The sequence below is a fragment of the Streptomyces sp. NPDC058525 genome (assembly GCF_042719495.1).
Lineage (GTDB): Bacteria > Actinomycetota > Actinomycetes > Streptomycetales > Streptomycetaceae > Streptomyces.
In genome coordinates this window covers 1-25936 of sequence record NZ_JBHXNP010000124.1, presented here as the reverse complement: position 1 = coordinate 25936, position 25936 = coordinate 1, and the positions used below count along the sequence as shown (strand labels likewise).

The window sequence follows — 25936 nt, the reverse complement described above, 5'->3', positions numbered from 1 at the left end:
AGACCGTCCCAACCCGAAAAGACAAGGACCGGCGGGAACCCCCCAAAAGAACGGTCCACTGGGTCATGACCACCACCCATGCCCATCAGGGACCGACACCTTGTCACCGGGGACCAGCAGGATCCCCGCCCGGGCCCGGCGAGGAGCTCTTCCCCGACGGGTGCCGCCCAACCCGCACCAAACAGCGACCAGAAGCACATCGGAAGCCGGTAGGCGCGCCAGATCGCTACGCGCTCCTCATCTCTCAGCGTCCGACGGCCGTCTGGGGCTGGTAATAGGCGACAGACAGCGGTCAGGGGCTCATTCGGGGGTGTGCTGCCGTTCGCGGTGGAGGTCGCGGAGGAGGGCGATCTCGGCGCCGTGGTGCAGTACTTCCTGGTTGACCCACCAGGCGATGTCGATGAAGGGTTCTTCCGCGTCGCTGCCGTGTGGGTAGGTGCAGTACCCCACGGTGTCCAGTGCGGCGTCGTCGACGCTCAGCAGCGCCTTCCGCCAGGCGTCGGCGGCAGTGTCGAATGCCGCGACCGCCTCCTCGACGTTCCCGCTGACGGGATAGTCGTCGCGGGTCCGCGTGCGGCTGCCGGCAGTGTGGTCGGCGCGCAGGGTCAGCATTTCGCTGAGGTGGCTCAGGCGCCACGCGATGGTGGTGAACGGCGGCGGCCAGGGGTGCGGGTACTTCGCCGCGTCGCGCCCCCAGTCACCCGTGCCGGCCAGCAGAGTGGCACGCGGTCCGGGCCCCTCCGTCCGTCGCCGCACCGACCAACATCCCCCCACCGGCTCCCAGAGGAACTCCTCCCCGGTCATCGGCCCGACCTTCGTATCGGTCCCGTCACCGCTGTCCATGACAGGCCCTGACATGCGGTTGGTGAGGCGCTCGCGCGCAAAGTCGAACTGCTGCACCAACGGGACCAGACGAGGCGGAATCACGATCACTCCTGTGACGAGCGGCAGGGCAAAACTGACGCGCCAGCCTGTCAGAGCACCCCAGAAACCGCGTCTCATTTTCCGCACCCGCACACCGACACACCCACGCACCCGCACCCGTTCCCAGCCCCAGACGGCCGTCGGACGCTGAGAGATGAGGAGCGCGTAGCGATCTGGCGCGCCTACCGGCTCCGGATGGGCTTCTCGCCGCTGTTTGGTGCGGGTTGGGCGGCCACCGTCGGGGAATGGGCTGCCGGTCGCCCCGGGCGGGGATCCTGCTGGCCCCCGGACACAAGGTGCCGGTCCCTGATGTCCATAGGTGGGCATATGGAACCAGTGGACCGTTCTTTTGGGGGGTTCCCGCCGGTCCTTGTCTTTTCGGGTTGGGACGGTCTGTCAAGGGTGGCCGGAGGCCATCGCGAAGCGACGCGACGAAGGAGCGCCCTTGACAGGGCGGCCCGACCCGGAAGGACAGTAGGACGGGCGGGAAACCCCCAAACCCTCCCTGATCAGCATCAGCCGGAATCAGGCCCCGCAGTACCCGAAGCCCCGCCCGCCCATTCACTCCCCCTCGTTCACTCCCCCACTCCCCCTCCCTCACTCCCCCGACCCCTCGCTCACCCCGCCCTCACGCCCGCTCCCCGTAGGGTGTGCGGAGCACCAAATCGGTGCTTACCGCATCAAAGGACCACGGAGTGAACCACCAGCAGCCCGGAATCCCAACCTCCCCCTCCACCACGGCCTCCGACACCACCCCCACACCCACCCCGGCCCCCCTCCCCCCGCCCCGTCGCGGGGCGGACTGGATGTTCGGCGGGGTCTACGGGACGGTGCTGGCCAGTGGGCTGTTGGCGGCGCTGGACCAGAAGGGCGGGGACTACACCCCGTTCTACGACGCCAGCTGGGTGGTCGTCACCGCGGTGACGGCCGGGCTCGCGCACGGCTACTCGCACCACATGACCACCCATCAGCAGGGCTCCGCAGGACACCGGTGGCGGCTGCTGGTCACGGCGCTGTGGCACGAGTGGCCGATGATCGTGGCCACCCTGCCCACCGTGCTACTCCTCGTCCTCGCCGGGCTCACGGGCTGGGACTCGTACGGCGTGACCGCCGTCGGCCTCGGCCTGAACACCGCCCTGCTGTTCGCGTGGGGCTCGTGCGTGGCGATCCGGGTCGGCTACCGGCTGCGCTCCGCGCTGCTCATAGGGCTGGCCGACGCCACGATCGGACTGGCCATCATCGTGGCGAACGCCCTGATCAAGTAGCGGCCACCGACCGCCACCACTCCCCCCAATCCCTCACTCCCCCACCCCCCTCACTCCGTAGGCAACTGCCCCTCCGCCTCCGCCAGGATCTCCGTCACCCGCACCCCGAACTCCGCCCCGCGCGGGTCCGCCACGCCGGTGCGGGCCGCCGTGAGCAGTGCGTCCAGGGCGCGCCCGTAGGCGCCGGGTACGTCGCTCCAGCCGGGCAGTGTCTGGACGCCCTCGGTGCCGCGCAGTTCCAGGCCCACCCCGGCGGCCGCCTTCGGCGCGCCCAGGCTGAGCACGGCGGTGCTGGCGGCGCCGGAGGTGTGCCGCAGGGCCAGCTGGACCACGTCGGAGGGGCCCCGGGTGGCGCTGACCGAGGTGACGTCGCCGAGGATCGGGACCAGTACGGACAGCGCGTGCGGGCCGACGTCCCACAGCCCGCCCTTGGCCTTGCGCCAGGGCGAGGCGGCGTACGCGCTGGGCGTGCCGTCGGGCGGGAAGACGGCGCCGAGCCAGTGCGCGGCGGCCGTGAACCAGCCGGGGCGGGCGGCCTGTTCCGCGACCCAGCCCGCGGTGGGCTCGGCGAAGCGGAGGGTGAAGAAGACGACGGTGGCGACCTGGTGCCGCGCGGCGGCGTCGGCGACGGCGCGGGCGTCCTCGACCGTGGTGGCGACGGGCTTGTCGAGCAGCAGGTGGCAGCCGGCGGCGGCGGCGCGGACGGCGAGCGGGGCCTGTACGTCCGGCGGCAGGGCGAAGGCCACGGCGTCACAGTCGGCGAACAGTTCGTCGGGGTCTTCGTACACCTTCACGCCGTACGCCTCGGCCAACTCGGCCGCCGCCTCGGGCCGGCGGCCCCACACGCCGGCGAACTCGGAGCCGGTGTGCGCGGCGAGGGCGGGGGCGTGCGTGCGGTGCGCCCAGGGCCCGGTGCCCAGCAGTCCGACCCGGGGCCGGGATCCCGCGGCGGCATCCCCCGCCGGACGCGCGGCCGGACGCGCGGCAGGGTGCGCGGCTGGATCCTCGGCAGCCCGCTCGGCACCGCTCTCGGCGCCGCTCTCGGCACGGTTCTCGGTGGGGTCTCCGGCAGAGGTCACATCAGACAAAATGCTCACCCGCCCAGTCTGCCCCACCCGGACAGGTGTGCCTCCCCCAACCCGCGACCAGCCCGCACAACCCACCCGACCTACGGTGCAAACCTCGGTAACACGGGGTTCACACATGGGCAACGGAAGGGAAATCGCGGGCGGGCACGCTGCGGTCATCACCGCAGCGACGAAGCCGCGAGATGAAGCAGCGACCAGCAGCACCGCAGAGTCTGAGGATGGGGCCCGTGAGCTACAAGGCTGAATACATCTGGATCGACGGCACCGAGCCGACGGCGAAGCTTCGCTCCAAGACGAAGATCCTGGCCGACGGCGACGTGCTGCCGATCTGGGGCTTCGACGGATCGAGCACGAACCAGGCCGAGGGCCACGCCTCCGACCGCGTCCTGCAGCCGGTCTTCTCCTGCCCGGACCCGATCCGCGGTGGGGACAACGTCCTCGTGCTGTGCGAGGTCCTGAACATCGACATGACCCCGCACGAGTCGAACACCCGCGCGCTGCTGCGTCCGGTCGCCGAGAAGTTCGCCGGGCAGGAGCCGATCTTCGGCATCGAGCAGGAGTACACCTTCTTCGACGGCACCCGTCCGCTCGGCTTCCCCGTGAACGGCTTCCCGGCCGCGCAGGGCGGTTACTACTGCGGCGTCGGCTCGGACGAGATCTTCGGCCGCGAGATCGTCGAGAAGCACCTGGACCACTGCCTGGCGGCGGGCCTGAGCATCTCCGGCATCAACGCCGAGGTCATGCCCGGCCAGTGGGAGTTCCAGGTCGGTCCCGTGGGCCCGCTGGAGGTCTCCGACCAGCTGTGGATCGCGCGCTGGCTGCTCTACCGCACCGCCGAGGACTTCAACGTGTCGGCGACGCTGAACCCGAAGCCGGTGAAGGGCGACTGGAACGGCGCGGGCGCGCACACCAACTTCTCGACGAAGGCGATGCGCGAGGACTACCGCGCGATCATCTCCGCGTGCGAGGCGCTGGGCGACGGCAGCAAGCCGATGGACCACGTGAAGAACTACGGCGCCGGCATCGACGAGCGTCTGACGGGCCTGCACGAGACGGCCCCGTGGAACGAGTTCAGCTACGGCGTCTCGGACCGCGGCGCCTCGGTCCGCATCCCGTGGCAGGTGGAGAAGGACGGCAAGGGCTACATCGAGGACCGCCGCCCGAACGCCAACGTGGACCCGTACGTGGTGACCCGTCTCATCACGGACACCTGCTGCACGGGCCTGGAGAAGGACGACCTGGTCTAGGGCCTCGCCCCCAACTCCCCGGCGTACCTCCCCTCCCCGCGCCTCCCCGCGCCACCTCGTACGCCACCGACGCCCGTCGGGCCGCCTCAGGCCCGGCGGGCGTCGTCGTGCGCCGGCGCCACCGGATCTCCGGGTGTTGTGTCCCGTATTGAGGCGAGTCGCTCGAGGGAATATGGGATTCCGCTCCACGACGTGAGACGAGGTCTGCCCCCGTACCCGCCCGTCTGCTTGAATGGACGCATGGCCAGCCACTCGCACACCTCGTCAGGTCGCAGGGACCTCGAGCCGTTCTGGCCGTCCCGTCAGGACCACGATTTCGACCGGGTGTGTTGCCGCGCGAAGAACGCGCCGGCCCTCTAAAGCCTCCGGATCGACCTCCTGATCTGCGTCGAGGCCTTCGGTCTGCGCGGTACGACATCGACGACGTCCCTCCGTACGTCTCCTGCCGACCACTCCGCGTGAAAGAGCTGACCACTCATGACCCAGACCCAGACCCGTCCCCTCGCGACCGCCGCGTCCGCCGGGACCGCCACCCACCTGACCTTCCCGCCCAGTCCGCGCCACCGGCTGCGGGCCGTGGACCGGGACGAGGTGTCCCGGGTGGTCGACCTGCTCCCGCCCGGCGCCACCTGGCTGCCCGCGCCGCAGCACACCCTCCCGGCGCTGCCCGGCCAGCCGCCGATGGTCGGCTACCTGGTCCTGGTGCCGGCCGACCAGCAGCAGCCGGTCGCCTTCGCCCCGCAGGCCGTGTCCGCACCGCCGGCACCGGTGACGGCGGCACCCTCCGCTCGCGCCTCCGCCTCCGCCTCCGCCTCCGAGGGCGACACCCTGGTCCGCATCGACCCGTCGCAGCGCACCGCCGAGGTCGACGGGCGGGTGCTCGACCTGACCTACCTGGAGTTCGAGCTCCTCGCGCACCTGGTGAAGCACCCGCACCGGGTGCACAGCCGGGACCAGCTGGTGACCACGGTGTGGGGCTACGGCCACGTCGGCGACGGCCGGACCGTGGACGTCCACGTCGCCCGCCTGCGCCGCAAGCTGGGCGCCGCGCACCGCGGGGCGATCCAGACGGTGCGCCGGGTGGGCTACAAGTACGCCCCCTGAGCACCCCCGAGCCCAACTGATCGACGTACGCGAAGGGCCCGTACTCCCCCAGGGAGTACGGGCCCTCGGCGTGACGGCCGGTCAGCGGCCGGTCAGCGGTTAGGCAGCGGCCAGGCCGCGGCTAGGCGGCGGCCTTGGCCCGGCGCGCGGCGATGAAGCCGAGCAGCAGGTCGAACGCCAGGAACACGAGCAGGCTGATGCCGAGCATCGGGACGAACCAGCCGACGACGGCGGTCGCCGCGGCCAGCGGCAGCATCACGGTCACCGGCACCTTGCGCCAGGCTCCGCGCGGCTGGGCGCGGCCGACGGACAGCCTGCGGTCCTTCGTCGGCCGGCGCAGCCACCACATCCGGTAGCCCCAGAAGACGAGGAACATCAGCCCGACGGCGAGTGCGGCCAGCGCGATCTGGTTGGCGAGCCCGAAGGTCAGGCCCATGTGCACGTCGATGCCGAAGCGGGTCATCTGGGCGAGCAGGGGGTAGTCGGCGAAGCGCAGTTCGTCCATGATCCGGCCGTCGGCCGGGTCGACGGAGACGGCGTCGAGGTGGACCGGGACCTGCTTGTCCTTCTCCTTGACCACGTAGCCCTTGCCCTTGGCGGGGAGGGTGATCTGGAGGTACTCGGTGACCCCGGCGGCGCGGGCGGCGTCGACGGCCTTGTCGATGCCGATGTCGGCGGTCGGTGCGGGCGGGGGCATCTCGGTGCCCTCGGGCATGGTGTGGCCCGCGTGTTCGTCGGAGCCGCCCGCTTCGGCGCCGGGGGTGAGCTGGGCGGAGACGGCCGGGGTGGCGCCGCCGAGGCTGTCCTGGAGCTGCCCGATGTTCTCGCCGGCGTACTTCGACCAGGTCAGGCCGGTGGCGGAGAGGACGACGAGGCCGGCGACGGACCAGAGTCCGACGACCCCGTGCCAGGACAGGGTCCGGCGCAGGCCGGTGGCCTTGCGGTCCGGGAGGACGAGGTCGGCCTTGCGCTTGCGGCGGCGGCCGATCCACAGGGCGAGTCCGCCGAGCGCGACCACCCACAGCCAGCTCGCGGCGAGCTCGCTGTAGTTCCGGCCGAACTCCCCGAGGTGGAGGCTGGAGTGGAACTCGCTCAGCCACGTCCGCAGCGGCAGCGCGTCGCCGGAGGTGGCGAGCCGGCCGCGCACCTCGGCCGTATACGGGTCGACGAAGACGGTGAGGGTCTCTCCCTCCGGGAGCCCCTCGCTCTCCATGATCACCCGGGTCGTCGCGTCGGCCTCGGGCGCGGGCCATACGGACACGACCTCGCCCTGGGGCGCGGCGCCCCGGGCCGCTTCGACCTGGGCGCTGAGCGGCAGGGCGCTCTCGCCGACGCGGGAGACGGTGAGCTCGTCGGAGTAGATGACGTTCTCGGCCTGCCACGAGGCGGCGTAGAGCAGGCCGGTGGCGGCGGCGAGGAACAGCAGCGGGGCGATCAGCAGGCCCGCGTAGAAGTGCATGCGCAGGAGCAGCGGCCGCAGGGCGGCCCAGCCGCCGCCGCGGCGGTTGGCCGGGGCGGAGGTGTCGGCCGTGGCGGATGTGTCGGCCGCGTCGGCTATGCCTGCCGCGTCGGCTGAATCGGCGTCCCGGGTCGGGACGTCGCGAACCTCGTCAAGAGACATGGTGGTCCTAGGTGTTGGCGAAGACATGGGGAACCGGCCCCAGGTCTCGCCGCCTCGCTCAGACGCGGGCGGGGCAGCCGGGGGCCGTGGTGCGGAAGGCTCGGCCCGCGGGCGGGCCGCGCCGCACCACGGCATAGGCGTGCACGGCCCCGCGCAGGCTGCGCGGCCGTTCGTACGGGGGGACGGGCGCGAGCGGGACCGGTACGGCGGCCACCCGCGCCCCGGCCAGGGCGAGCGCGCGGGACAGCGGCCGGGCCGCGTGGAGGGCGGCGGCGCCCAGGGTCCGGGCCAGCCGGAAGACGGCGGCCTCGCCCCACGCCAGCCAGGCGGCGCAGAACAGTCCGGCCAGCACGTGCGCGGCGATCATCCCGACCCCGCCGTGCCCGGCCATGCCCGCCATATCGGCCATGCCGGCCATGTCGGGTGCCGCGCCCGCCACGTCCGACGGCATGCCGGCCATGTCCGTCATGCCGGCCGTCTCCGCCGTCCGGGCCGTGTGCGCCGCGCCGCCCGGGGCTGCGGCGGCCATCGCGCCCATGTCCATGGCCGGCATGTGGTGGTGCGCCGCCGAGGGTGCGGGCTTCGCGGCCTGGCTGCCGGAGAAGAGGAGGTGCAGCACCCCCTGGACGGCGAGCACCGAGGTGGCGATCCCCGCCGGTCCCCGGCGACGGCCCGCGGCGGCCCAGGCCAGGGCACCGGTCACCGCGAATGCACCCATAAGGCCCGGGAGGGGAACGTCCGCGCCGGACATGTGCGAATGCCCCACCGCACCCAAAGCGGTACACACCGCCGCGAACATCGCGGCCCGCGTGGCGCGCATCGGCGCGGGGTGCTGGAGCATGGCCGGAACATGCTCGCACGGGGCCCGGTGGTGTCCGCCAGAGGGCCGTATCCGATCATGGTCGGGTGAATCCAATGCCGCTGGGAGCCGTGTACGCGGGTGGGGTCCAGCTCGGGGCGTACGCCTTGGAGCGGATGGGACAGGAGGAGCGGGAGCGACTGCTCCGCACCTGCTCCACGAATGTCGACAATCTCGCCGCCGGGCGCTGGGAGACGCTGCTGACCAGCGCTCTCGTCGTCGAGGAGCCCATGCCGCTGCCGTACGCGCTGCTGCTCCTCGCCGTCCTCGGATACGCCGAGTACGCCTACGGCGCCTGGTGGACGGCCGCGGTGTTCCTGTTCGGGCACGCCGCGGCGACCCTCCTCGTGTACGGCGCCCTGCGCAGGACGGCCGATCCGGACACCCGGCGCGCCCTGGACGTGGGGACCAGCTACGGCTTCAACGCCGTGCTCGGATCCCTGACCTCGGCCCTGCCGCGCGGCATCGTCCGCACGACCGCCCGGGTCGGGCTGCTGGCGCTCGCCGCGGCGCCGGTCGTCAAACGGGGGCGGACCTTCACGGACGCCGGACACCTGGCGGCCCTCGGGATCGGCATCGGGGTCTCGCTGGCCCTCGATTGTCTTTCCGGAGCGAAACATCAGAAAATCGCTTGAGCTGCACGAACCGCGCGAAACGCACTTTCTGCGCGACCGGAATCAGCCGCACCCCGCGCACCAACCGCTTCATGACACGAGTAACTCGCACACCGCTGGAGCCACCACGATGACCGCCACCCCCGCCACCACCGTCGCCAACCTCCGCGACCTCGGCGGCACCCCGCTCTCCGGCGGCCGCACCGTCCGTCCGGGCCTGGTGCTGCGCTCCGGCCAGCTCGACCGGCTCGACCTCGACTCCGACCCCGCGGTGGCCGCGCTGGGGGTGCGGACCGTCATCGACTTCCGCACCGACGCCGAGCGCGCCGACCACCCCGACCGGATACCCGCCGGGGCCCGGCTGCTGGTCGCCGACGTGCTGGCGGACAAGATGAACGCGGGTGTGGGCCGGATGCCCGCGGCCGCCCAGCTCAAGGACCTGCTGTCCGACCCGGTCGTCGCCGAGGAGCACCTGGGCGGCGGCAAGGCGCAGGCCCTGTTCGGCGACGTCTACCGCTCCTTCGTGCAGACGGGCTCCGCCCAGGCCGCGTACCGGCTGCTGCTCACCGAGGCCGCCGCCGCGGAGGCCGGCCCGCTGCTCTTCCACTGCACGGCCGGCAAGGACCGCACCGGCTGGGGCGCCACGGTCATCCTGTCGCTGCTGGGCGCGGACGACGAGACGCTGATGGCCGAGTACCTGTCGGTGAACCCGGCGGTCAAGCAGGCCTTCGCCCCGATGATCGAGGGCTTCACGGCGGCCGGCGGCGACCCGGACATCGCGCTCGCGCTGATCGGCGTCTTCCCCTCGTACCTGGAGTCCGCGCTGACGGAGGTCGAGACGCGCTACGGCTCGATGGAGAAGTACGTGCGCGAGGGACTCGGCGTCTCCGACGAGACGGTCGAGGCGCTGCGCACCCGCCTGGCCTAGGCCGCCCTTTTCGGATCCGGCCGGCCGGCGGGGGGTTTCCGCCCGGCCGGGCGGGTGACCATCCGACGATTCGCTCGTTCTGCTGAACGTGACTGCGCCGGATACCGCCACCCTCGTCCCGTCTCCCGATGTCGAGCAGGCCGAGGCCGCCATCGTCGAGCACTACCCGCGGCTGGTGCGGCTGGCCTACCTGGTGCTGCCGCCCGCCCTCGGCCGCAACCGCCGGGTGCTCACCGCCCATTCGCTGGTCCAGCGGGCCCTGCCGCGCGGGCGGCGGGACGCGGCGGCGGCCGTGCGCGGCGGGGTGCCGGGCCAGCGCGGCGGCGAGGGTGAGGCCGGGTACGCGTACGTGCGGCTGCGCGTGCTGCGCGCCGCCCTGGAGGCCGGGGTTCCGCTGACGTTCCGGGCGCTGCCGCGCCGTGCGCAGCTCCCGCCGCTGCTGCCGCAGGTGTGGGGGCTGCGGCTGTTCCCGCGGGCCGGCGGGGCCGAGGAGCTGGCGCTCGACCAGTGGCTGGCCACGCTCGACGGGGCCGGGCGGGCCGCCTGCGTGCTGCGGGCGCTGGAGCGGCTGCCGGAGCCGGAGGTGCTGCGGGTGCTGGACGAGGCCGGGGTGGCCGATCCGGCCGCGGCGGTCGCGGAGTCCGGGGATCCGGCGCACGACTCGCTGTTCGCCTCGCCCGAGTTCGACCCGTGCGTGCTCCAGGCCCGGCCCACCGACCTGCTGCGGCGGCGCCGGCTGGTGCGGGCCGGGCTGGCCGCCGGGGCCGCGCTCGCGGTGTGCGGGGCGCTGCTCGCGCTGCCGGGCGGGGGCTGGGGTGCGGACGGGGCCGCCGCTCCGCCGTACTCCCGCAACGCCGCGGCCGAGCAGGCGCTGGATCCCGGCAAGCTGCTGCGGGCCGCGCCGGCGCTCTGGCGCACGTCCTCCCGTACGGGCTTCTCCGCGTGGCCCGCCCGCGGCGACCGCGCCGACGACACCGGGCTGCTGCGCCGGGCGCTGGCCGTGTGGGCCCGTCCCGGTGCCTCGGTGGTCGTCTCGGCAACTCCGGGGACCCCGTCGGGGCCGCCGATGGGTCCGGCGCAGCTGCTGTTCGCCGGCGCCGTGGACCAGGCGGTCGTGGTCCTGCTGTACGACGGGCTGCGGGTGGTCCGGTACGCGGAGCCGCTCGCCGGGACCACCGGCGCCGCCCTGGACTTCGCGCGGACCGACGGCGCCTCGGCGGACACGGCGACGGCCCTGGTGCTCAGCCGGGTCGACGGCAACGTCCGCTACCTCACCGCCCCCTGGGTCACCGGCGCGGCCCTGCGGGACCTGCTCAAGCCGGGTGAGGCGGCGGTGGCGCTGAAGCCGGCTCCGGACGGGGTGACCCCGCCGGTGCCGAGCCCCGCTCCGGCGGGCAGCTGCACCGGTTGGAACGCCCTCGCGCTGACCGGCGACGGGGCGACGCGGCTGATCACCGACCTCGGTGAACTGACCCCGGCCCGGCTGACGTCGGGTGCGCCGGGTGCGGAGCGCGATGTGACGGAGGCGGCGGAGCTCGGGGACTGGTCGCGGATCGCCTGCCTGCTGCCGTCGGTGCGTTCGCACGGGGTCCGTACGGTCAACGCGTGGACGTACGCCAAGCAGCCGCTGCCCGAGGGCGACGGGACGGCGACCTGGCTGTGTACGCGGGCGGAGACCTGGCAGGGTTCGGCGGACCGGGTGCAGGCGCAGTTCCTGGCGCCGGGTGCGCCGCTCGCGGCGCAGGCCGCCCGGTCGGAGGGTTCGCCGGCGTGCGGGCCGCGGGAGCCGCGGGTGCTGGCGGGCGTACTGTGGAAGTCTCGTGCGGGGCAGTGGTACGTCCTGGCGGCGGGCAGTGCGCAGTTCGCCTCGCTGTCGGTGTCGGGCGGCGGGGTGAGCGGGTCGGCGAACGGCAACCGGCTGGCGGTGAAGGCGCCGGCCGGTGCGCAGGTCGATCTGTCGGGCAAGCTGACGGACGGGACGAAGGCCGGGGCGCTGCGCTGAGAGAAGTCCGCGCAGAGGGGTTCTCCTCTCCCTTACCCATCAGTACATTGACGCCATGTCTAATACGCCGCTCGCGCCCGCCCCCGTGGCGTCGGAACACGTGGACCTGAGGCCCCGGAACGTGTCCTTCGGCTGGGAGGACACCCCGCTCCACTGGCTGCCGAACGATCCCTTCACCGGGCACATGATCAATGTGCTGCACCTGCTGCTCCCCGCGGGCGAGCGGTGGTTCGTGCACGTCTACAAACAGGTGCTCCCGCACATCACGGACGAGCGGCTGCGCGCGGACGTGGTCGGCTTCATCGGGCAGGAGGCCATGCACGCCGCCGCCCACGACGACGTACTGCCCCACCTGAAGCGGCTGGGGCTGGATCCGACCCCGTACACGGCGCAGGTCGACTGGCTCTTCGAGAAGCTGCTGGGCGACAGGACCCTGCCGCCGGGCAGGGCGCGCCACTGGTGGCTGATGGAGCGGGTCGCGATGATCGCCGCGATCGAGCACTACACGGCGTTCCTGGGCGACTGGGTGCTGAACGCCGACGAGTTGGACCGGCGCGGCGCCGACCCGATGATGCTCGACCTGCTGCGCTGGCACGGGGCGGAGGAGGTCGAGCACCGCTCGGTGGCCTTCGACCTGTTCATGCACGTGGACGGCGGCTACCGGCGCCGCGCGCGGACCTGGGCGACCGCCTTCTCGGCCCTGGTGTTCCTGTGGCAGCGGGGCGTGCGCTTCTTCATGGAGAACGATCCGCACCTGGTGGACGGCAAGGCCTCCTTCGGCCAGTTCTTCCGGGCCGGGCAGCAGGGCGTCCTGCCGTCCACCGGCGCCATGCTGAAGTCCATACCGAAGTACCTCGCCCGCACCTACCACCCCTCGCAGGAGGGCTCGACGGCCCAGGCGGTGGCCTATCTGGCCGCCTCCCCCGGTGCGAACGGCGGCCCGGCCGGCGGCGTGGACAGCGGCGTGAACAGCGGGGTGAAGGCATGAGGCGCGCCCTCGCGGTCACCGCCGTCGCCGGCGCGGCCTGGGTGGCCCGGCGGGCCCTGAGCCGCCGCATCGCGGCCTCCCCGCTCTGGCCGCTGCCCGCCCTGGGAACCCCCGTCTCGGGGTACTCGCCGCGCCGGCCGCTGCGCGCGCTGATCGTCTCCCGTACCGAACCGGCCGAGGGGGTGCTCCGGCTGACCGTGGAGTCCCCGGAGCTCCCGGCCTGGACCCCGGGCGCGCACGTGGACGTCGTCCTGCCCTCGGGCCTGGTCCGCCAGTACTCGCTGTGCGGCGACCCGGCCGACGCCGGTACGTACACGATCGCGGTCCGGCTGATCGAGGACGGCCGCGGCGGGTCCCGCGAGGCGCACGCCCTGCTGGTCGAGGGCGCGGAGCTGGAACTGCGGCCGCCGCGCAACCGGTTCGAGCTGGTCCCGGCCCCCTCGTACGTGTTCGTCGCGGGCGGCATCGGCATCACCCCGATCCTGCCGATGCTCCGGGCGGCCACGGCGGCGGGCGCCGACTGGACCCTCCTCTACGGGGGCCGCTCGCGCGCCTCGATGCCCTTCCTGGCCGACCTGGCGGTCCACGGCGACCGGGTCACCGTCGTCCCCGAGGACGAGGCGGGCCTGCCCGACCTGTCGGTGCTCGCCGCGGCCCGGCCGGGCACGCTGGTCTACTGCTGCGGTCCGGAGCCGCTGATGGCGGCCGTCACGGCGGCGGCCGCGGACCCGGCCGCGGTCCGCCTGGAGCGCTTTGCGCCCCCGGCGCCGGGCCCGGCCCGGCCCTTCACCGTCGAACTGCGGCGCTCGGGGCGCACGGTAGAGGTGGGCGCGGCCGAGTCCGCGCTGGCCGCGGTGCGCCGGGAGCTGCCGGACACCCCGTACTCCTGCGAGCAGGGCTTCTGCGGGACCTGCCAACAGCGGGTGCTCGCGGGCGAGGTGGAACACCGCGACGAGCTGCTCACGGACGGCGAACGGGAGGACTCCATGCTGCTGTGCGTCTCGCGCGCGAAGGACGGTCACCTCGCCCTGGACCTGTGACCTGTCCGTACTAGGGTGTCCGCATGACAACCGGGGTGCGGCGCAGGATGGGTGTCGAGGAGCGGCGGCAGCAGCTGATCGGGGTTGCCCTGGAGCTGTTCAGCCACCGCTCCCCCGACGATGTGTCGATCGACGAGATCGCCGCGGCCGCGGGCATATCGCGGCCGCTCGTCTACCACTACTTCCCGGGCAAGCTGAGCCTGTACGAGGCCGCGCTGCGGCGGGCCGCCGACGAGCTGGCGCTGCGGTTCGTGGAGCCGCAGGAGGGGCCGCTCGGGGCCCGGCTGCTGCGCGTGATGGGGCGGTTCTTCTCGTTCGTCGACGAACACGGGCCGGGTTTCTCGGCGTTGATGCGCGGCGGCCCGGCGGTGGGCAGCAGCCAGACCAACGCCATGATCGACGAGGTGCGGCAGGCCGCGTACGAGCAGATCCTCGCGCACCTGGGCATCGGCGTGCAGGACCCGCCGGCCCGGCTGGAACTGGTGGTGCGGTCCTGGGTGTCGCTGGCCGAGTCCACCGCGCTGATCTGGCTGGACGGGCGGCGGATCCCCCGGGCCGAGCTGGAGTTGCAGCTGGTGCACGACTTCGCGGCGCTGGCCGCGGTGAGCGCGGCGTACGACGCGGAGATGGCGGGGATCCTCGTACGGATCCTGGCCGACGAACCCGCGGACGGGCCCTTCGGGGAGCTCGTCGGGCGGCTCGCGGCCCTGGTTCCGCCCGGGGTGCCCGACCCGAGGTGATCTTGCTCGATAATGCCCGCGTGATCATTGACGACGGCATCTTGTTCCGGCGCGCCGAGGAGAAGGACGCCGGCCTGCTGGTGCGGCTCTACGACCAGGCCGCCCGCTGGATGCAGAAGCACGGGATCGAGCAGTGGAAGCCCGGTGACAAGGACGCCGCGCACTTCCGGTCGAAGATGCGCGACGGCGAGGTGTGGATCGCCGCCGACGCCGACGGGCAGGTCTGCGGGGCGTACGAACTGTGGTGGTCCGACGAGGAGGCCTGGGGGGTTCAGCCGCCCGTCGCGGGCTATGTGCACCGGCTGATGGTGGCCCGCGAGGCCGCGCCCGCCGGAACCGGGCGCCGCATGCTCGAGCATGCCGAGCGGCGGATCGCGCGGACCGGGCGGGAGCGGGCGCGGCTGGACTGCGTCTCCACCAACCCCCGGCTGCTCGCGTACTACCGGGGTGCGGGCTACCGGGTGGTCGGGGAGTTCCCCCACAAGGAGGGGAAGGACGGCAGGGTCTACGGGGTGATCCTGCTGGAGAAGCGGCTGGACCGGCTCAGCGCCGTGTGAAGACCGAGACGGTGCGGGCGGGGGCGGTGAACTCTCCTGTCGTCGCGTCGTACGTGGACCGCTTGACGGTGGCGTCGGAGCCGGCGGCCTGCACCGGGTGCAGGGCGTAGCCGGTGCCCGCGAGGGCGGGGACGCGCTGGGGGCGGGCGGTGGGGGTGGCGTTGAAGACCACCACCAGGTCGCCGAGGACCATGGTGATCACCCCCGGGGTCTCCTCGGTGCCGGAGAGCGGGAAGGACAGCCGGTCCTGGACCGCCTGCGCCGTGGTGAGGGCGAAGGCCGGTTCGGTCGTGCGGATCCGCAGCAGGTCGCGGTAGGCGGCCGAGGCTCCGGTGATCTCGGCGCAGCCGGGGGCCGGGGTGGTCAGCAGGGGCTTCGCGTACAGCCACTTGGAGGCGTTGTCGGCGGCCGGGGGCAGGCCGCGGCCGAAGCCGTTGCCGTCGCGGCAGTCCCAGTGCAGGGCGTTGAACCAGTCGCCGCTGTCGTAGGAGTTGCGGTCGAGGGACTTGGAGCGGAGCAGGTCGGTGCCCGCCTGGGAGAGGGCCGGGCCCTGGGAGAGCGTGGCCGTGGCCATGGCCAGGACCTGCATCCGGGCCTTGTCCGCGGCGCTGGTGGCCGGCGGGAGCTTGTAGGTCAGGGCGTCGGCGAGGGTCTCGTTGTCGTGGGCGTCGGCGTAGGCGAGGGCGTCGCCGGGGGCGGCCGCGTAGCCGGCCGGGGAGCCGTTGTAGTCCACCTCGGAGCCCTTCACGCGGCGGCCGGCGGTGTCGGTGAAGGTGTAGGGGGCGAGGTTGCCGGACAGGCCGACCTTGATCAGGTCCTGGGCGTGCAGGAGGCGGGCCTTCTGCTCGGCCGGGGTGCCGTTGGCGGGCGATCCGTTGGGCTCGGTGAACAGGCCGGAGGCGAAGCCCTGGACGCGCGGGTCCTCGTCGAAGGGGCCGCCGCCGCGGACCGCGTCGCGCGCCCGGTCCGAGAAGGTGGCGATGCCGGTGCCGGCCATGTTCTTCTGCGTGGCCTGCACGAAGCGGGCGTCGTCGGCGATCTCGCCGAAGTTCCACCCCTCCCCGTACAGGACGATCTTCTTGCCGTCGACCCCGTCCTTGGCGACGGTCAGCCCGTCGAGGGCCTTGCGGACGGCGAGGATGTTGGCCTTCGGGTGGTGGCCCATCAGATCGAAGCGGAATCCGTCGACCTTGTAGTCCTTCGCCCAGGTGACGATCGAGTCGACGACGAGCCGGCCCATCATCGCGTTCTCGGGGGCGGTGTTGGCGCAGCAGGTGGAGGTGGCGACGCTGCCGTCGGCCAGCAGCCGCTGGTAGTAGCCGGGGACGATGCGGTCCAGGACGGACTTGTCCGACTGTCCGGAGGCGACGGTGTGGTTGTAGACCACGTCCATGACGGTGCGCAGCCCGGCCCCGTTGAGGGACTGGACCATCCTGCGGAACTCGACCGTGCGGGCGGTGCCGTTCGGGTCGCTGGCGTAGCTGCCCTCGGGGACGGTGTAGTGCAGCGGGTCGTAGCCCCAGTTGTAGGCGTCCTTCGCGGCCGCGGCGGCCACGCAGGCCTGCTGCTCCTGCGAGTCGGGGGCGTACACCGCGAGGTCGCAGGCGGGTTCGGTGCGGTCCGCGGCCTTCTCCGGGATGGTGCCGATGTCGAAGGCGGGCAGGAGGTGGACGTACGAGGTGCCGGAGTCGGCCAGGCCGCGCAGGTGGGCCATGCCCGCCGAGCCGGTGTCGGTGAAGGCCAGGTACTGGCCGGGGTGCTTCGAGGTGCGGTCCGCGACCGAGAAGTCGCGGATGTGGAGCTCCTGGATCTGGGCGGAGGTGAAGGGGACGGGCGCGGGCTTGCGCAGGTCCTTCCAGCCGGGCGGGGCGAGCTTCGGGTCGGCGAGGTCCACGGCCAGGCTGTGCGTGGAGTCGGCGGTCAGGGCCGTGGAGTAGGGGTCGGTGACGAGGTTGCGGACGACCTGTCCGGTGCTCGGCGCCCATACGGTCACGGCGTAGCGGTAGGGCTTCGCGGTCCAGGAGCGCTCGCCGCGCACCGACCAGACGCCGGTGGTGTCGTCGCGGCGCATGGGGACGGTGCGGCCGTCGAGTTCGAGGGAGACCTCCTGGGCGGTCGGGGCCCAGACGGAGAGGGTGGGGCGGCCGTCCTTGAAGACGGGGCCGAGTGCGGCGGTCGTGGCGTACAGGTCGTCCAGGACCCCGGCGAGCTGTACGCCGGTGGCGGCGAGGACCGCGCCGTTCGCGGCGCGGGCACTGGCGACGAGCTGGCCGCGCAGGGCCTCGCGGACCCGGTGGCGGTCGCGCGGGTCGACGGTGAAGGCGGAGTAGGCGGCCAGGTGCGGGAACTTCTGCTTCTGGGCGGCGGTGAGCTCGGTGCGGTTCAGGCGGAGCCACTGGGCCCCGTTCTCGCGCAGGGTGCCGTTCTCGGCCTTGACGGCGCCGTCGCGGGAGGCGAGGAGCTGGGCGGAGGCGGCGGCCGCGGGGGCGTTCCAGGCGAGGGTGTCGCGGTCGATCCACACGGCCTGGGCCTTGGTGAGGTCCAGGGCGGCGGCGGAGCCCGCGGGCTGCGGGAGGAGGTACTTCTCCTTGCCGCCCAGCATCCAGACCTCGTGGCCGGTGGCCTTCAGGTCGAGGGACTGGTCGGAGGGGAGGTCCTTCTCGTCGCCCTTGTGGAGGATGTAGGAGAGGCTGGTGGCTCCGGCCGCGAGCGGGACCTCGTACACGGCGCCGTAGGCGTCGGTGCGGGTGGGGAGCAGCGGCTTGGACCAGTCGGTGGGGGTCGCGGCGCCGGTCCAGACGTGCAGTCCCCAGCCCTCGTAGGCGCCGTCGGGACGCTGGTAGTGCAGGACGGCCTTGGTGGTGTCCTGCGGCGGGTGGGCGGGGCGTTCGGTGCGGGCGGGTTCCTTGCCCTGCTCCAGCCAGATCTCGCCCGTCTTCGTCACGTCGATGGTGCGGTCGGCGGCGACGTCCTTGTTGCCGTCCTTGTCGATGACGAGGTAGCCGACGGAGGAGGCGCCGGGCTTCAGTTTGACGTACGCGAAGGCTCCGTAGGCGTCGCGGCCGGTGAAGGCGTGGCCCTCGGGCCAGGGAGTCGCCTCGCCCTCGGCGATGTCACCCCAGGCGTAGAGCCGCCAGTCGGTGTAGTCGCCGTCGGGGCGGTTGTAGTGGACGACGGCGTAGTCGCGCTGGGTGGTGGTCGGGGTCTCCTTCGGCGGGACCTGTCCGGCGGCGGACTGGGCGAGCGCGCCGGCGGTGCGGCCGGCGGCGTCCACGACGACGGCCTTGTAGCGCAGGGCCGTTCCGGCGGGGGCGGTGATGTGCTGGGTGACCTTGTACGGGGCGTGGTCGGCGGAGCCGAGGACCTGCCAGGGGCCGTTGCCGGTCTGGGCGGCGAAGACGACCCGGGCCGGGCTGCCGCCGCCGGTGACGTGGGCGGGGACGTCGGCGGTGAGTTCGACGGTGCCGGTGGCGCCGGGGGCCGGGGCCTTGAGGGTCAGGGCGGGCTTGGCGGCGGGGACGGCGAGGGGGGCGGTGGCCTGGAGGACGACCGAGCCGAAGGCGGGGACGGTGACGGTGAGCTTGCCGGCCGCCGAGGCGCGCAGCAGCGCGGTGCCGCCGTACAGGGTGCGGTACTGGGTGCCGGCCGGGGCGTCGATCTCCACGGACCTGGACTCGGGCGCGTTGTTCGCGGCGACCAGGTACTCGGTGCGGCTGCGCGGGTCGGTCCGGGCGAAGGCGTATACGGAGCCGTCGGCGAGGCGCTCGCTCTGGACGCCGTCGCGCAGGGCGGGGTGGTCCTTGGCCAGCTTGGAGAGAGCACTGATCTGCTTGTAGAGCGGGTGCTCCGGATCGTAAGCGTCGCTCGCGTGCGTGCGCACCGTTCCGAGCTGATCGTCGTCCAGGTAGTCGGCGACCCGGGAGGCGAAGAGGGGCTGGCGGGCGTCCTTGTCGCCGCCCGCGCCCGTGAAGCCCTGCTCGTCACCGGAGTAGACCACCGGATTGCCGCGGGAGAAGAACATCAGCTCGTTGGCCAGCCGGTAGCGGTCCAGCAGCTCCTGCTCCCCCGCGCCCGGCCGGTCCTGCTTCAGGAAGGTGCCGAAGCGGCCCATGTCGTGGTTGCCGAGGAAGGTCACCTGCTCGTAGGCGTTGGCCTTGTCGGTGGTGTAGCGGTAGTCGTCGCCGAGTACGGCGGCCAGCCGGCCGGCTCCCGCGCCCTGGGCGGCGTACGAGCGGATCGCGTCCTGGAGCGGGAAGTCGAGGGTGGAGTCGAGGCGTCCGCGCGTCACGTACGGGGAGGTGACGGCCGTGTCGGCGGAGTAGACCTCGCCGAACATGAAGAAGTCGTCCCGGCCGCGCTTGGCCGCGTACGCGTCGAGGGCGGTGGCCCACTGGCTCCAGAAGTCCAGGTTGACGTGCTTGACGGTGTCGATGCGGAAGCCGTCGATATCGAATTCCTCGACCCACTTCCGGTAGATCTTCTCCATCCCGCTGACGACTTCGGGACGCTCGGTCCACAGGTCGTCGAGGCCGAAGAAGTCGCCCTGCTCGGAGGACTCGCCGGCGAAGGTGGAGTCGCCCCGGTTGTGGTACATCTGCGGGTCGTTGAGCCAGGCCGGCACCTTGAGGTTCTTCTTGGCGTCGGGGACGAACGGGGTCCGCGGGAAGGATCCGGCCCCGGTCTTGGGGAACTTCCCCTTCCCGTCCGCGTAGTCGGAGTCGTCGAAGGGCACCCCGTCCTTGGTCAGGTAGGGGAACGCCCCCTTCGACAGGTACGAGTAGGACGCCTCCCGGTAGTCGACGACGTCGGCCGTGTGGTTGGTGATGACGTCGAAGAAGACCTTCATCCCCTTCCCGTGGGCCTTGTCGATCAGCCGCTCAAGGTCGGCGTTGGTACCGAAGTGCGGGTCGACCTGCGTGAAGTCGGTGATCCAGTAGCCGTGGTAGCCCGCAGAGACGTCGTCGCCGTTGCCCTGCACCGGCTGGTTCTTGAAGATCGGCGCCATCCAGATGGCCGTCGTCCCCAGACCCTTGATGTAGTCGAGCCGGTCGGTGAGCCCCTTGAGGTCGCCGCCCTGGTAGAAGCCCTTGTCCGTCGGGTCGAGGCCGGTCTCCAGGCGGGAGCCGGTGAGGCCGCCCCGGTCGTTGCGGGGGTCGCCGTTCGCGAACCGGTCCGGGAGCACGAAGTAGAACTGCTCGCGGGTCAGGTCGTGCCGGGCCGGCTGCGCGGCGAGCTTGGCGTCCGAGGGCGGGGCGGGCGCCTTGGCGGTGGCCGCCGCGGCGGGGAGGGCGGGCAGCAGCGTCACGGCCAGGGCGGCGGCGAGGGCTCCTGCGGCAGGGCGTATCAAGGCGGATCTCCTTGTGTACGTGTCGCGTGAATGAGGGCTGCCCGGCGAGGTGGCGGGGTGTGGATGCCGGGCAGCCCTGGTCTGTGGGACGGGTGGGTCAGTTGCGCCAGGTGTCGTTCAGCGTGACCTTGCCGTTCGCGGGAACGGTGGCCGTGCGGTTGGCGCCGCTCTCCCAGGTGACGTTGCCGGAGGCGTCCTTGCGGACGTACTTGTACGCGAAGGACGTGCCGGGCGGGAGCGTGACGTCGAGCTTCCAGACGGGGTAGGCGGCCGGGTCGAGCTTGGGCGCGCCGGCGGTGTTCCAGGCGCCGAGCTCGGCGCGGTCCCCGGCGACGTGGATGTTCTGCCCGGGCACGGTGGTGGCGTTGACGGCGAAGGAGGCGCCGGAGGCCGCCGACGGCGGGGGCGTCGTACCGCCGGAGCAGGTTCGGGCGCCGGCGTGCAGGGCGACGGCGGTCCCGGCGGGCAGGGTGGCGCTGAACCGGCCGGCGGAGCTCACGTTGACCGTCCGCCCGCTCTGCACGTCGCAGTAGTCGCCGGCCGGGAGCGAGGTCTGGAAGGTGCGGGTCAGGGCGCTCGCCTCGTGGTTGATCGCCACGTACGCCTTGGAGCCGCGCCCGAAGGCGATCTGGTCGCCGCCGTTGTCCCACCAGTCGGTGACGGACTGGCCGCGGGCCGCGTTGCGGAAGCCGACCATGGAGGAGATCTCCCGCCAGGCGTGCTGGCACTTCCAGCCGTCTGTGTAACAGGCGTTCACCGCACCGCCGTTCGGCGGGCCGGCGTCCTTGTCGGTCCACTCGTAGCCGGAGTGCACGTCCGGGGACCCGTAGGGCCAGGCCAGCATGAACACGTTGGCGAGGGTGTAGTGCGCGCCGTCCTTGTAGCTGAGGGTGTCGCCGCCCCGCTCGGTGTCGTGGTTGTCGACGAAGACGGCGGACTGGCCGCCCGGCATGTAGCCCCACGCCTCGCCGAAGTTCTTCAGGTAGGCCAGGTTCTCGTTCTGGAAGACGCGCTTGAGGTCGCGCGCGTACCGGAACTCCTGCACGTCCCCGCTGCCGAGGTACTCACTGGGCGAGACGGCCTCGCCCGCCCCGTGGATCGCCTCCAGCTTCCAGTAGGCGCCCGGATTGGTCAGCCGGGACTTGATGTTGGCGAGGTCGGCGGCGGGCATGTGCTTGGCGGCGTCGATGCGGAACCCGTCGACGCCCAGCGAGAGCAGGTCGTTCAGGTACCCGGCGATGCGGCCGCGCACGTAGTCCTCACCGGTGTCCAGGTCCGCCAGCTGCACGAGCTCGCAGTTCTGGACGTTGGCCTTGTCCTGGTAGTTGGATATGACCGCCCGGCAGTCGTCCATGTCGGATCCGGAGTAGATGCCCGGGTACCCGTACTTGGTGTACGAGCTCCCCCCGGTCCCCGTCCCGTCGCCGGCGGCCATGTGGTTGATGACGGAGTCGGCGACGACCTTCACGCCGGCGGCGTGGCAGGTGTCGACCATGGCCTTGAAGGCGGCCCGGTCCCCGAGCCGACCGGCGATCTTGTAGCTGACGGGCTGGTACGACGTCCACCACTGCGGCCCCTGGATGTGCTCCTGCGGGGGCGAGACCTGGACGTACCCGTACCCGGCGGGCCCGAGACTCTCGCCACAGGCCCGGCCCACGGCCTCGAACCGCCACTCGAACATCACGGCGGTGACGTCCTTGGCGCCGGGGGGCACGGCCTGCGCCTGCGGCGCCTGCGCGGTGAGCGCGGCGGCGGCCAACGCGGCTACGGCGACGGCGGCGGCCGTCAACGCTCTACGGGTGCGGGGCATGTGGGGCCTCCTGGCGGAGAGGTGGGGATTGCACGCGACCGTATGGGCCGAAACCCGCCCCTGCAAGAGCTTGCGCAAGAGATTGCAGAATTGTTTCCCCGACGTGTCCTCCGGGGCCGCTCATGTCCCCGGGGTCACCGAACACCGCAGGAGGCGACGTGCCGACGGACATCGTGATCGCGCAGACCACCATCGACGGCGAACACCGCGCGGCCGAACTGGCCCGGGGCGCGGTGGAAGCCCGCCTGGCCGCGTGCGCCCACATCGACGCCCCGCTCACGGCGGCCTACCGCTGGAAGGGCACGGTCGAAACGGCCACGGAATGGCGCATCTCATACAAGACCACCCGGTCCCGCCTCCCGGCCCTGAGCGCATGGGTCACCCAGGAACACGGCTACGACGTCCCGGAATGGATCGTCCTCGCGGTGGAGACCGGCTCACCGGAATACCTGGCCTGGATCACGGAGGAGACGACGCCGGAGTAGGCGACACCCCTACAGGACCTCTTCGTCGGGGTGGTACTCCCACTTCCAGCTCACAGCGCGGCGGACTGCTCGGCTTCGGCTTCGACGGCGCGGAGGTCCTCCATCGCGGGACGGAACGCGGGGTCGGCGTTGCTGCCGGTGGCATGGACGGTGGCCAGGGCACGGCGGCGGCGCTCGAAGAGGTCGAGCCGGGACGCGGTGCGGCTCGGTTCGACAGGGCCGGCAGCGCGCCCCTGCGACCGCAGGTCAGAGAACGGACTCTCCTCGCTCCCACAGCTCTTCACCGTGATCCCGGAACCTGTCGAACATACCCCCGTCGCCCTGGCGGCGGAGATGCATCATCGGGGAGTCGTGTCCGATGACCCGGGCGAGGTGGGGCGTCACCAAGACGTCGTCATCGAACCGGAACACCGACAGGCTGATGTGGTTCACGGCGTCCTCGTGGGCGCTGTAGCGGGCCTCGAGCCCCTCCAGGGCGCCAAGGGCCGCCAGGTGCTCCAGAGTGATGCGGATACGAGTGGAAACGGTCAGAGCACCCAACACCCTGACGGCGTCAGCCCGGTTGCGCGCGTGCGGTACCAGCTCAGCATCCCCTAACCAGCGGCGGACCGGCAGCTCGTCCGTCCAGCCCCTTCCGCTCTGCGTCGATCGTCAGGAGTCGATGAGGCGGCTGGTGAAGCCGTCGCGGATGAGGGATTCGTACGCGGCACGCACGTCCTCCGGGACATCCTGGGCGATGGCGAACCCGAGCTTCGGATACTCGATCACCCGCTGGAGATCGCCTACGAGCATGTCCAGGACGAGCTTCTCGTCACCGATGCTCTTGAGGTAGTCGTCCAGCTCCAGGGTCTCTGACGCACAGAGGATCTCGACCTCCGGCCACAGCTTGCGGGCGGTGGCGAAGGACCGCCTCTCCATGTAGGGCTTGGAGACGAGCAGCACGGTCTTCGGCGAAATGCCGTTCGCGGCCAGGAGGTCGCGGGTGAGGGTGATGTTCTGACCGGTGTTGGCGGCGTTGGGTTCGACAAGGATCGCGTCGTCCGGAACGCCCAGTTCGAGGGCGTGCTCGCGGAAGTGGACAGCTTCCCCGCGGGGGAACCGATCCCGGGTGGTGGGGCTGTTGCCGCCGGTGAACACGAGTACCGGGAACAGCCCCGCCAGATAGAGATCAGCGCAGGCCGCGGCAACTCCGAGGTCGTGGCTGCCCAGTCCGATCGCGACATCCACCGGCTCGAGGTCGTGGCCCATCCGGTGGTGGTCCCAGATCAGCTTGGCCCGCCGCCACTGGTCCTCGGTGATCGTCTGCCGAATGTCCGTCACGCGCTCTTCTCCCTGGTCACCGTCGCCGGGGGCTGGACGCCCCCTCGCTCATGGCCCTGATGCCCTCGATGCTGGCCAACTGGTGGCTGAGGCCGAACCGCCCGGCCAGTCTGGCGGCTTTGTCGAGGATGGTCAGCCCATCATCGCGGGTGGCGGGATCGGAGAGCATGATGTGACCACGGGCGGTTTCCAGGCGGACCCGCTGCATCGGCGCGTCGGTGGCGGCCGTGCTGCGGGCGATGCCGATGAAGTGCAGCGCATTGGTCAGGTCTCCGGCCCCGCGGTGGGCAAGGGCGAGCTTCTGGTGGGCGACCGACCAGTCCTCGGGCTCATCAAGCTCCTCGAACTCCCGGGTCGCGGCGAGCATGACACGGGAGGCATAGCTGTGGTCTCCGTCCTTGCTCAGGGCGGTTCCCACCCACAGCCGGGCCCGGGCCCGGTCACGACGGGAAAGCCGGTCATCGACGGCCAGCGATTCGTACTGCCGGGCGGCGATCTCCAGCTTCCCCGACATCTCGGCGACGACCGCGAGGGACAGGTCGAGCTGAGCGACGCGGCGGGGGATGTCCAACTGGCCGAACAGTGACTTCGCCGAGGCATAGGAGTGCTGGGCAGACAGCGGTCCGAGCACGGCCCCTTGGTCACGCTGTAGATCACCCAGCAGGGCGGTTGAACGAGCGAAAAGATACAGGCCCTTGTCGTCCAGGGAGGCCGTTCTGAAGCGCCCGAGCCAGCGGCGGATCAGGCTGTCGGCGAAGGTGAAGTCCTGCCGGGCGAGGGCCACCACGGCCCGGTCGAGATCGTCGGTCCACGACTCGTACTCCCAAGCCGGCGGCCCGCTGGTCGCGACCTGGCGGCCGCCCGCCAAGGAGCCGGTCCGCCCGCCTTCGGACAGAAACGTCTCGAACCGGAGATGGGCGGCGGCATCCGCGCGGGCCAGAGCAGTATCCAAAATCGCCTGGGTGTCCTGGCGGGGCTCAGTGGCGGCCAGGAGCTTCTCCCACTTGGAGATCGTCCGGATACCGACGCCGAGGTGACCTGCGAACGATCGGACGCTCAGCCGCAGCGCAAACCGCAGGGCACGGGCCTCCAGGCCGGTCCAGTGGTGCACGGTCGCCACGCGTCGCTCCCTTCCTGCCGCTATCGAAGCACTGCCCGCACGAGCGGGGGGACACAAGTGCAACGGAAGTACAACAGAGGGCCATTTCGGCAGCGTTGGAACCGGTCCAGGCTGAGTGGTGACACCAGCCGACGGACCTTCTGGAGGGACACGGGCATGAAACCCATGGCCGCATACCGAAGGGGCGAGGAGCTCCCGCCGATGACTCTCGACGCCCCCGAAACCACAGCCACCCCGTGGCCGCGCCCGCAGACCGGGCCCGAGCTCAGCGAAGAGCTCCTCGACCGCGCTCGCATCGGCTGGAAGCGTTTCATCGCCTCCATCGAGGGACCGTCCGATGGCTGAGCGGTACGAGTACGTGCCGCATCGCCTGCTGCGCAACCGCGTCCGCGACATCGCTTCCGGCGCCGAGGGGGAGCTGATGGCCGTGATCAACGAGAACGTCTCGGACTCGGCCCTGCGTGACCATTGGATGGAACTGGCGTACATCCGGGTCGCCTCCGGCCTCGAGTTCACGACGGCAGTCGACAACGTCGCCCCCGCCGATGACCAGCCCCAGACGGGCCGCAGACGCCGAGACACGACAAGCGCGTAGCGATCTGAGGCGCTACCGGCTCCGGATGACCATCTCACCGCTGCCTGGCGCGGGTTGGGCTGCGCCCTGCCCGGCATGGCCCCCTGTCCGGCCCTGACGCGGACCTGGCCGGGCCCCGGTGCCAAGGCTTCGGTCCCTGATGACCGTAGGTGGGCATCAGGGACCAGTGGACCGTTCCTTTGGGGGCTTCCCGCCGGTCCTTGTCTTTCCGGGGCGGGACGGTCTGTCAAGGGTGGCCGGAGGCCATCGCGAAGCGACGCGACGAAGGAGCGCCCTTGACAG

General features: G+C 72.1%; 22 protein-coding genes and 1 pseudogene. 13 read left to right on the top strand and 10 right to left on the bottom strand.

Annotated elements, in window-relative coordinates; genetic code table 11:
* Positions 1-300: 300 nt before the first annotated feature.
* The gene (locus ACFWP3_RS36975; RefSeq protein WP_384230154.1) at positions 301-930 is read right to left on the bottom strand and encodes a DinB family protein; all 630 of its coding nucleotides are present in this window, start codon (positions 928-930) and stop codon (positions 301-303) included.
* 689 nt (positions 931-1619) lie between these two features.
* Here ACFWP3_RS36975 and ACFWP3_RS36970 point away from each other — a divergent pair.
* Positions 1620-2189 carry a hypothetical protein gene (locus ACFWP3_RS36970; RefSeq protein WP_384230144.1) on the top strand — a complete coding sequence of 190 codons (570 nt, stop codon included), beginning with the start codon at positions 1620-1622 and terminating at the stop codon, positions 2187-2189.
* 50 nt (positions 2190-2239) lie between these two features.
* Here ACFWP3_RS36970 and ACFWP3_RS36965 read toward each other — a convergent pair whose 3' ends face one another.
* Positions 2240-3112, bottom strand: a complete 873-nt coding sequence (locus ACFWP3_RS36965; protein WP_384230152.1) for a Gfo/Idh/MocA family protein — start codon at positions 3110-3112, stop codon at positions 2240-2242.
* Between the two features lie 392 nt (positions 3113-3504).
* Between ACFWP3_RS36965 and glnII the strand changes: the two genes are divergently transcribed.
* Together glnII and ACFWP3_RS36955 are read left to right on the top strand one after the other, a co-directional pair.
* Complete coding sequence (glnII, locus tag ACFWP3_RS36960) at positions 3505-4524, top strand: glutamine synthetase (RefSeq protein ID WP_384230142.1); 1020 nt, start codon at positions 3505-3507, stop codon at positions 4522-4524.
* A gap of 477 nt (positions 4525-5001) precedes the next feature.
* A complete protein-coding gene (locus ACFWP3_RS36955) occupies positions 5002-5628 on the top strand; it encodes a winged helix-turn-helix domain-containing protein (RefSeq protein ID WP_384230140.1) in 627 nt (208 codons plus the stop codon).
* A 121-nt stretch (positions 5629-5749) separates the two neighbouring features.
* On the opposite strand, the gene ACFWP3_RS36950 is transcribed toward ACFWP3_RS36955, so the two are convergent.
* A complete protein-coding gene (locus tag ACFWP3_RS36950) occupies positions 5750-7249 on the bottom strand; it encodes a PepSY-associated TM helix domain-containing protein (protein WP_384230138.1) in 1500 nt (499 codons plus the stop codon).
* Positions 7250-7307: 58 nt separating this feature from the next.
* The gene (locus ACFWP3_RS36945; RefSeq protein ID WP_384230135.1) at positions 7308-8090 is read right to left on the bottom strand and encodes a hypothetical protein; all 783 of its coding nucleotides are present in this window, start codon (positions 8088-8090) and stop codon (positions 7308-7310) included.
* A 74-nt stretch (positions 8091-8164) separates the two neighbouring features.
* On the opposite strand from ACFWP3_RS36945, the gene ACFWP3_RS36940 reads away from it, so the two are divergent.
* From ACFWP3_RS36940 to ACFWP3_RS36910, 7 genes are all read left to right on the top strand, one after another.
* Positions 8165-8743 carry a rhomboid-like protein gene (locus ACFWP3_RS36940; RefSeq protein WP_384230149.1) on the top strand — a complete coding sequence of 193 codons (579 nt, stop codon included), beginning with the start codon at positions 8165-8167 and terminating at the stop codon, positions 8741-8743.
* Between the two features lie 109 nt (positions 8744-8852).
* Positions 8853-9650, top strand: coding sequence for a tyrosine-protein phosphatase (locus ACFWP3_RS36935; RefSeq protein ID WP_384230133.1), 798 nt, complete (start codon positions 8853-8855; stop codon positions 9648-9650).
* A 79-nt stretch (positions 9651-9729) separates the two neighbouring features.
* Positions 9730-11652 carry a hypothetical protein gene (locus ACFWP3_RS36930; RefSeq protein WP_384230147.1) on the top strand — a complete coding sequence of 641 codons (1923 nt, stop codon included), beginning with the start codon at positions 9730-9732 and terminating at the stop codon, positions 11650-11652.
* Positions 11653-11707: 55 nt separating this feature from the next.
* On the top strand, positions 11708-12640 hold the full coding sequence (locus ACFWP3_RS36925; RefSeq protein ID WP_384230131.1) for a metal-dependent hydrolase: 933 nt from the start codon (positions 11708-11710) through the stop codon (positions 12638-12640).
* Positions 12637-13680, top strand: coding sequence for a PDR/VanB family oxidoreductase (locus ACFWP3_RS36920; RefSeq protein ID WP_384230129.1), 1044 nt, complete (start codon positions 12637-12639; stop codon positions 13678-13680). Before ACFWP3_RS36925 ends, ACFWP3_RS36920 begins: the two co-directional genes overlap by 4 nt.
* Before the next feature lie 23 nt (positions 13681-13703).
* Positions 13704-14420, top strand: a complete 717-nt coding sequence (locus ACFWP3_RS36915) for a TetR/AcrR family transcriptional regulator (protein ID WP_384230127.1) — start codon at positions 13704-13706, stop codon at positions 14418-14420.
* A 20-nt stretch (positions 14421-14440) separates the two neighbouring features.
* Positions 14441-14977: a GNAT family N-acetyltransferase gene (locus ACFWP3_RS36910; protein WP_384230125.1), complete on the top strand. Its 537-nt coding sequence runs from the start codon at positions 14441-14443 to the stop codon at positions 14975-14977.
* Here ACFWP3_RS36910 and pulA read toward each other — a convergent pair.
* Both pulA and ACFWP3_RS36900 read right to left on the bottom strand, forming a co-directional pair.
* The gene (gene pulA / locus ACFWP3_RS36905; RefSeq protein ID WP_384230123.1) at positions 14964-20324 is read right to left on the bottom strand and encodes a pullulanase-type alpha-1,6-glucosidase; all 5361 of its coding nucleotides are present in this window, start codon (positions 20322-20324) and stop codon (positions 14964-14966) included. The two genes, ACFWP3_RS36910 and pulA, sit on opposite strands and share 14 nt — an antisense overlap.
* A 97-nt stretch (positions 20325-20421) precedes the next feature.
* Positions 20422-22134 carry a carbohydrate-binding module family 20 domain-containing protein gene (locus ACFWP3_RS36900; RefSeq protein ID WP_384230121.1) on the bottom strand — a complete coding sequence of 571 codons (1713 nt, stop codon included), beginning with the start codon at positions 22132-22134 and terminating at the stop codon, positions 20422-20424.
* A gap of 158 nt (positions 22135-22292) precedes the next feature.
* On the opposite strand from ACFWP3_RS36900, the gene cutA reads away from it, so the two are divergent.
* A complete protein-coding gene (gene cutA, locus ACFWP3_RS36895; RefSeq protein WP_384230120.1) occupies positions 22293-22619 on the top strand; it encodes a divalent-cation tolerance protein CutA in 327 nt (108 codons plus the stop codon).
* Positions 22620-22669: 50 nt separating this feature from the next.
* Here cutA and ACFWP3_RS36890 read toward each other — a convergent pair whose 3' ends face one another.
* The 4 genes and pseudogenes from ACFWP3_RS36890 to ACFWP3_RS36875 form a co-directional block, all read right to left on the bottom strand.
* Complete coding sequence (locus tag ACFWP3_RS36890) at positions 22670-22903, bottom strand: hypothetical protein (protein WP_384230119.1); 234 nt, start codon at positions 22901-22903, stop codon at positions 22670-22672.
* Positions 22866-23228: pseudogene (locus ACFWP3_RS36885) on the bottom strand (XRE family transcriptional regulator); the annotation flags it as partial. The pseudogene ACFWP3_RS36885 and the gene ACFWP3_RS36890, both read right to left, overlap by 38 nt.
* 42 nt (positions 23229-23270) lie before the next feature.
* Positions 23271-23939: a YdcF family protein gene (locus tag ACFWP3_RS36880; RefSeq protein ID WP_384230117.1), complete on the bottom strand. Its 669-nt coding sequence runs from the start codon at positions 23937-23939 to the stop codon at positions 23271-23273.
* Between the two features lie 16 nt (positions 23940-23955).
* On the bottom strand, positions 23956-25059 hold the full coding sequence (locus ACFWP3_RS36875) for a helix-turn-helix domain-containing protein (protein WP_384230115.1): 1104 nt from the start codon (positions 25057-25059) through the stop codon (positions 23956-23958).
* Between the two features lie 201 nt (positions 25060-25260).
* On the opposite strand from ACFWP3_RS36875, the gene ACFWP3_RS36870 reads away from it, so the two are divergent.
* Together ACFWP3_RS36870 and ACFWP3_RS36865 are read left to right on the top strand one after the other, a co-directional pair.
* Positions 25261-25404: a hypothetical protein gene (locus tag ACFWP3_RS36870; RefSeq protein WP_384230113.1), complete on the top strand. Its 144-nt coding sequence runs from the start codon at positions 25261-25263 to the stop codon at positions 25402-25404.
* Complete coding sequence (locus ACFWP3_RS36865) at positions 25397-25654, top strand: hypothetical protein (RefSeq protein WP_384230111.1); 258 nt, start codon at positions 25397-25399, stop codon at positions 25652-25654. Before ACFWP3_RS36870 ends, ACFWP3_RS36865 begins: the two co-directional genes overlap by 8 nt.
* The last annotated feature ends 282 nt before the right edge of the window (positions 25655-25936 follow it).

Excerpts from the sequence above, each read along its gene's own strand:
- ACFWP3_RS36955 (WP_384230140.1), top strand. The coding sequence starts at position 5,002 with ATGACCCAGACCCAGACCCGTCCCCTCGCGACCGCCGCGTCCGCCGGG.
- ACFWP3_RS36950 (WP_384230138.1), bottom strand. The coding sequence starts at position 7,249 with ATGTCTCTTGACGAGGTTCGCGACGTCCCGACCCGGGACGCCGATTCA.
- ACFWP3_RS36945 (WP_384230135.1), bottom strand. The coding sequence starts at position 8,090 with ATGCTCCAGCACCCCGCGCCGATGCGCGCCACGCGGGCCGCGATGTTC.
- ACFWP3_RS36940 (WP_384230149.1), top strand. The coding sequence starts at position 8,165 with ATGCCGCTGGGAGCCGTGTACGCGGGTGGGGTCCAGCTCGGGGCGTAC.
- ACFWP3_RS36935 (WP_384230133.1), top strand. The coding sequence starts at position 8,853 with ATGACCGCCACCCCCGCCACCACCGTCGCCAACCTCCGCGACCTCGGC.
- ACFWP3_RS36925 (WP_384230131.1), top strand. The coding sequence starts at position 11,708 with ATGTCTAATACGCCGCTCGCGCCCGCCCCCGTGGCGTCGGAACACGTG.
- ACFWP3_RS36920 (WP_384230129.1), top strand. The coding sequence starts at position 12,637 with ATGAGGCGCGCCCTCGCGGTCACCGCCGTCGCCGGCGCGGCCTGGGTG.
- ACFWP3_RS36915 (WP_384230127.1), top strand. The coding sequence starts at position 13,704 with ATGACAACCGGGGTGCGGCGCAGGATGGGTGTCGAGGAGCGGCGGCAG.
- ACFWP3_RS36900 (WP_384230121.1), bottom strand. The coding sequence starts at position 22,134 with ATGCCCCGCACCCGTAGAGCGTTGACGGCCGCCGCCGTCGCCGTAGCC.
- ACFWP3_RS36870 (WP_384230113.1), top strand. The coding sequence starts at position 25,261 with ATGACTCTCGACGCCCCCGAAACCACAGCCACCCCGTGGCCGCGCCCG.
- ACFWP3_RS36865 (WP_384230111.1), top strand. The coding sequence starts at position 25,397 with ATGGCTGAGCGGTACGAGTACGTGCCGCATCGCCTGCTGCGCAACCGC.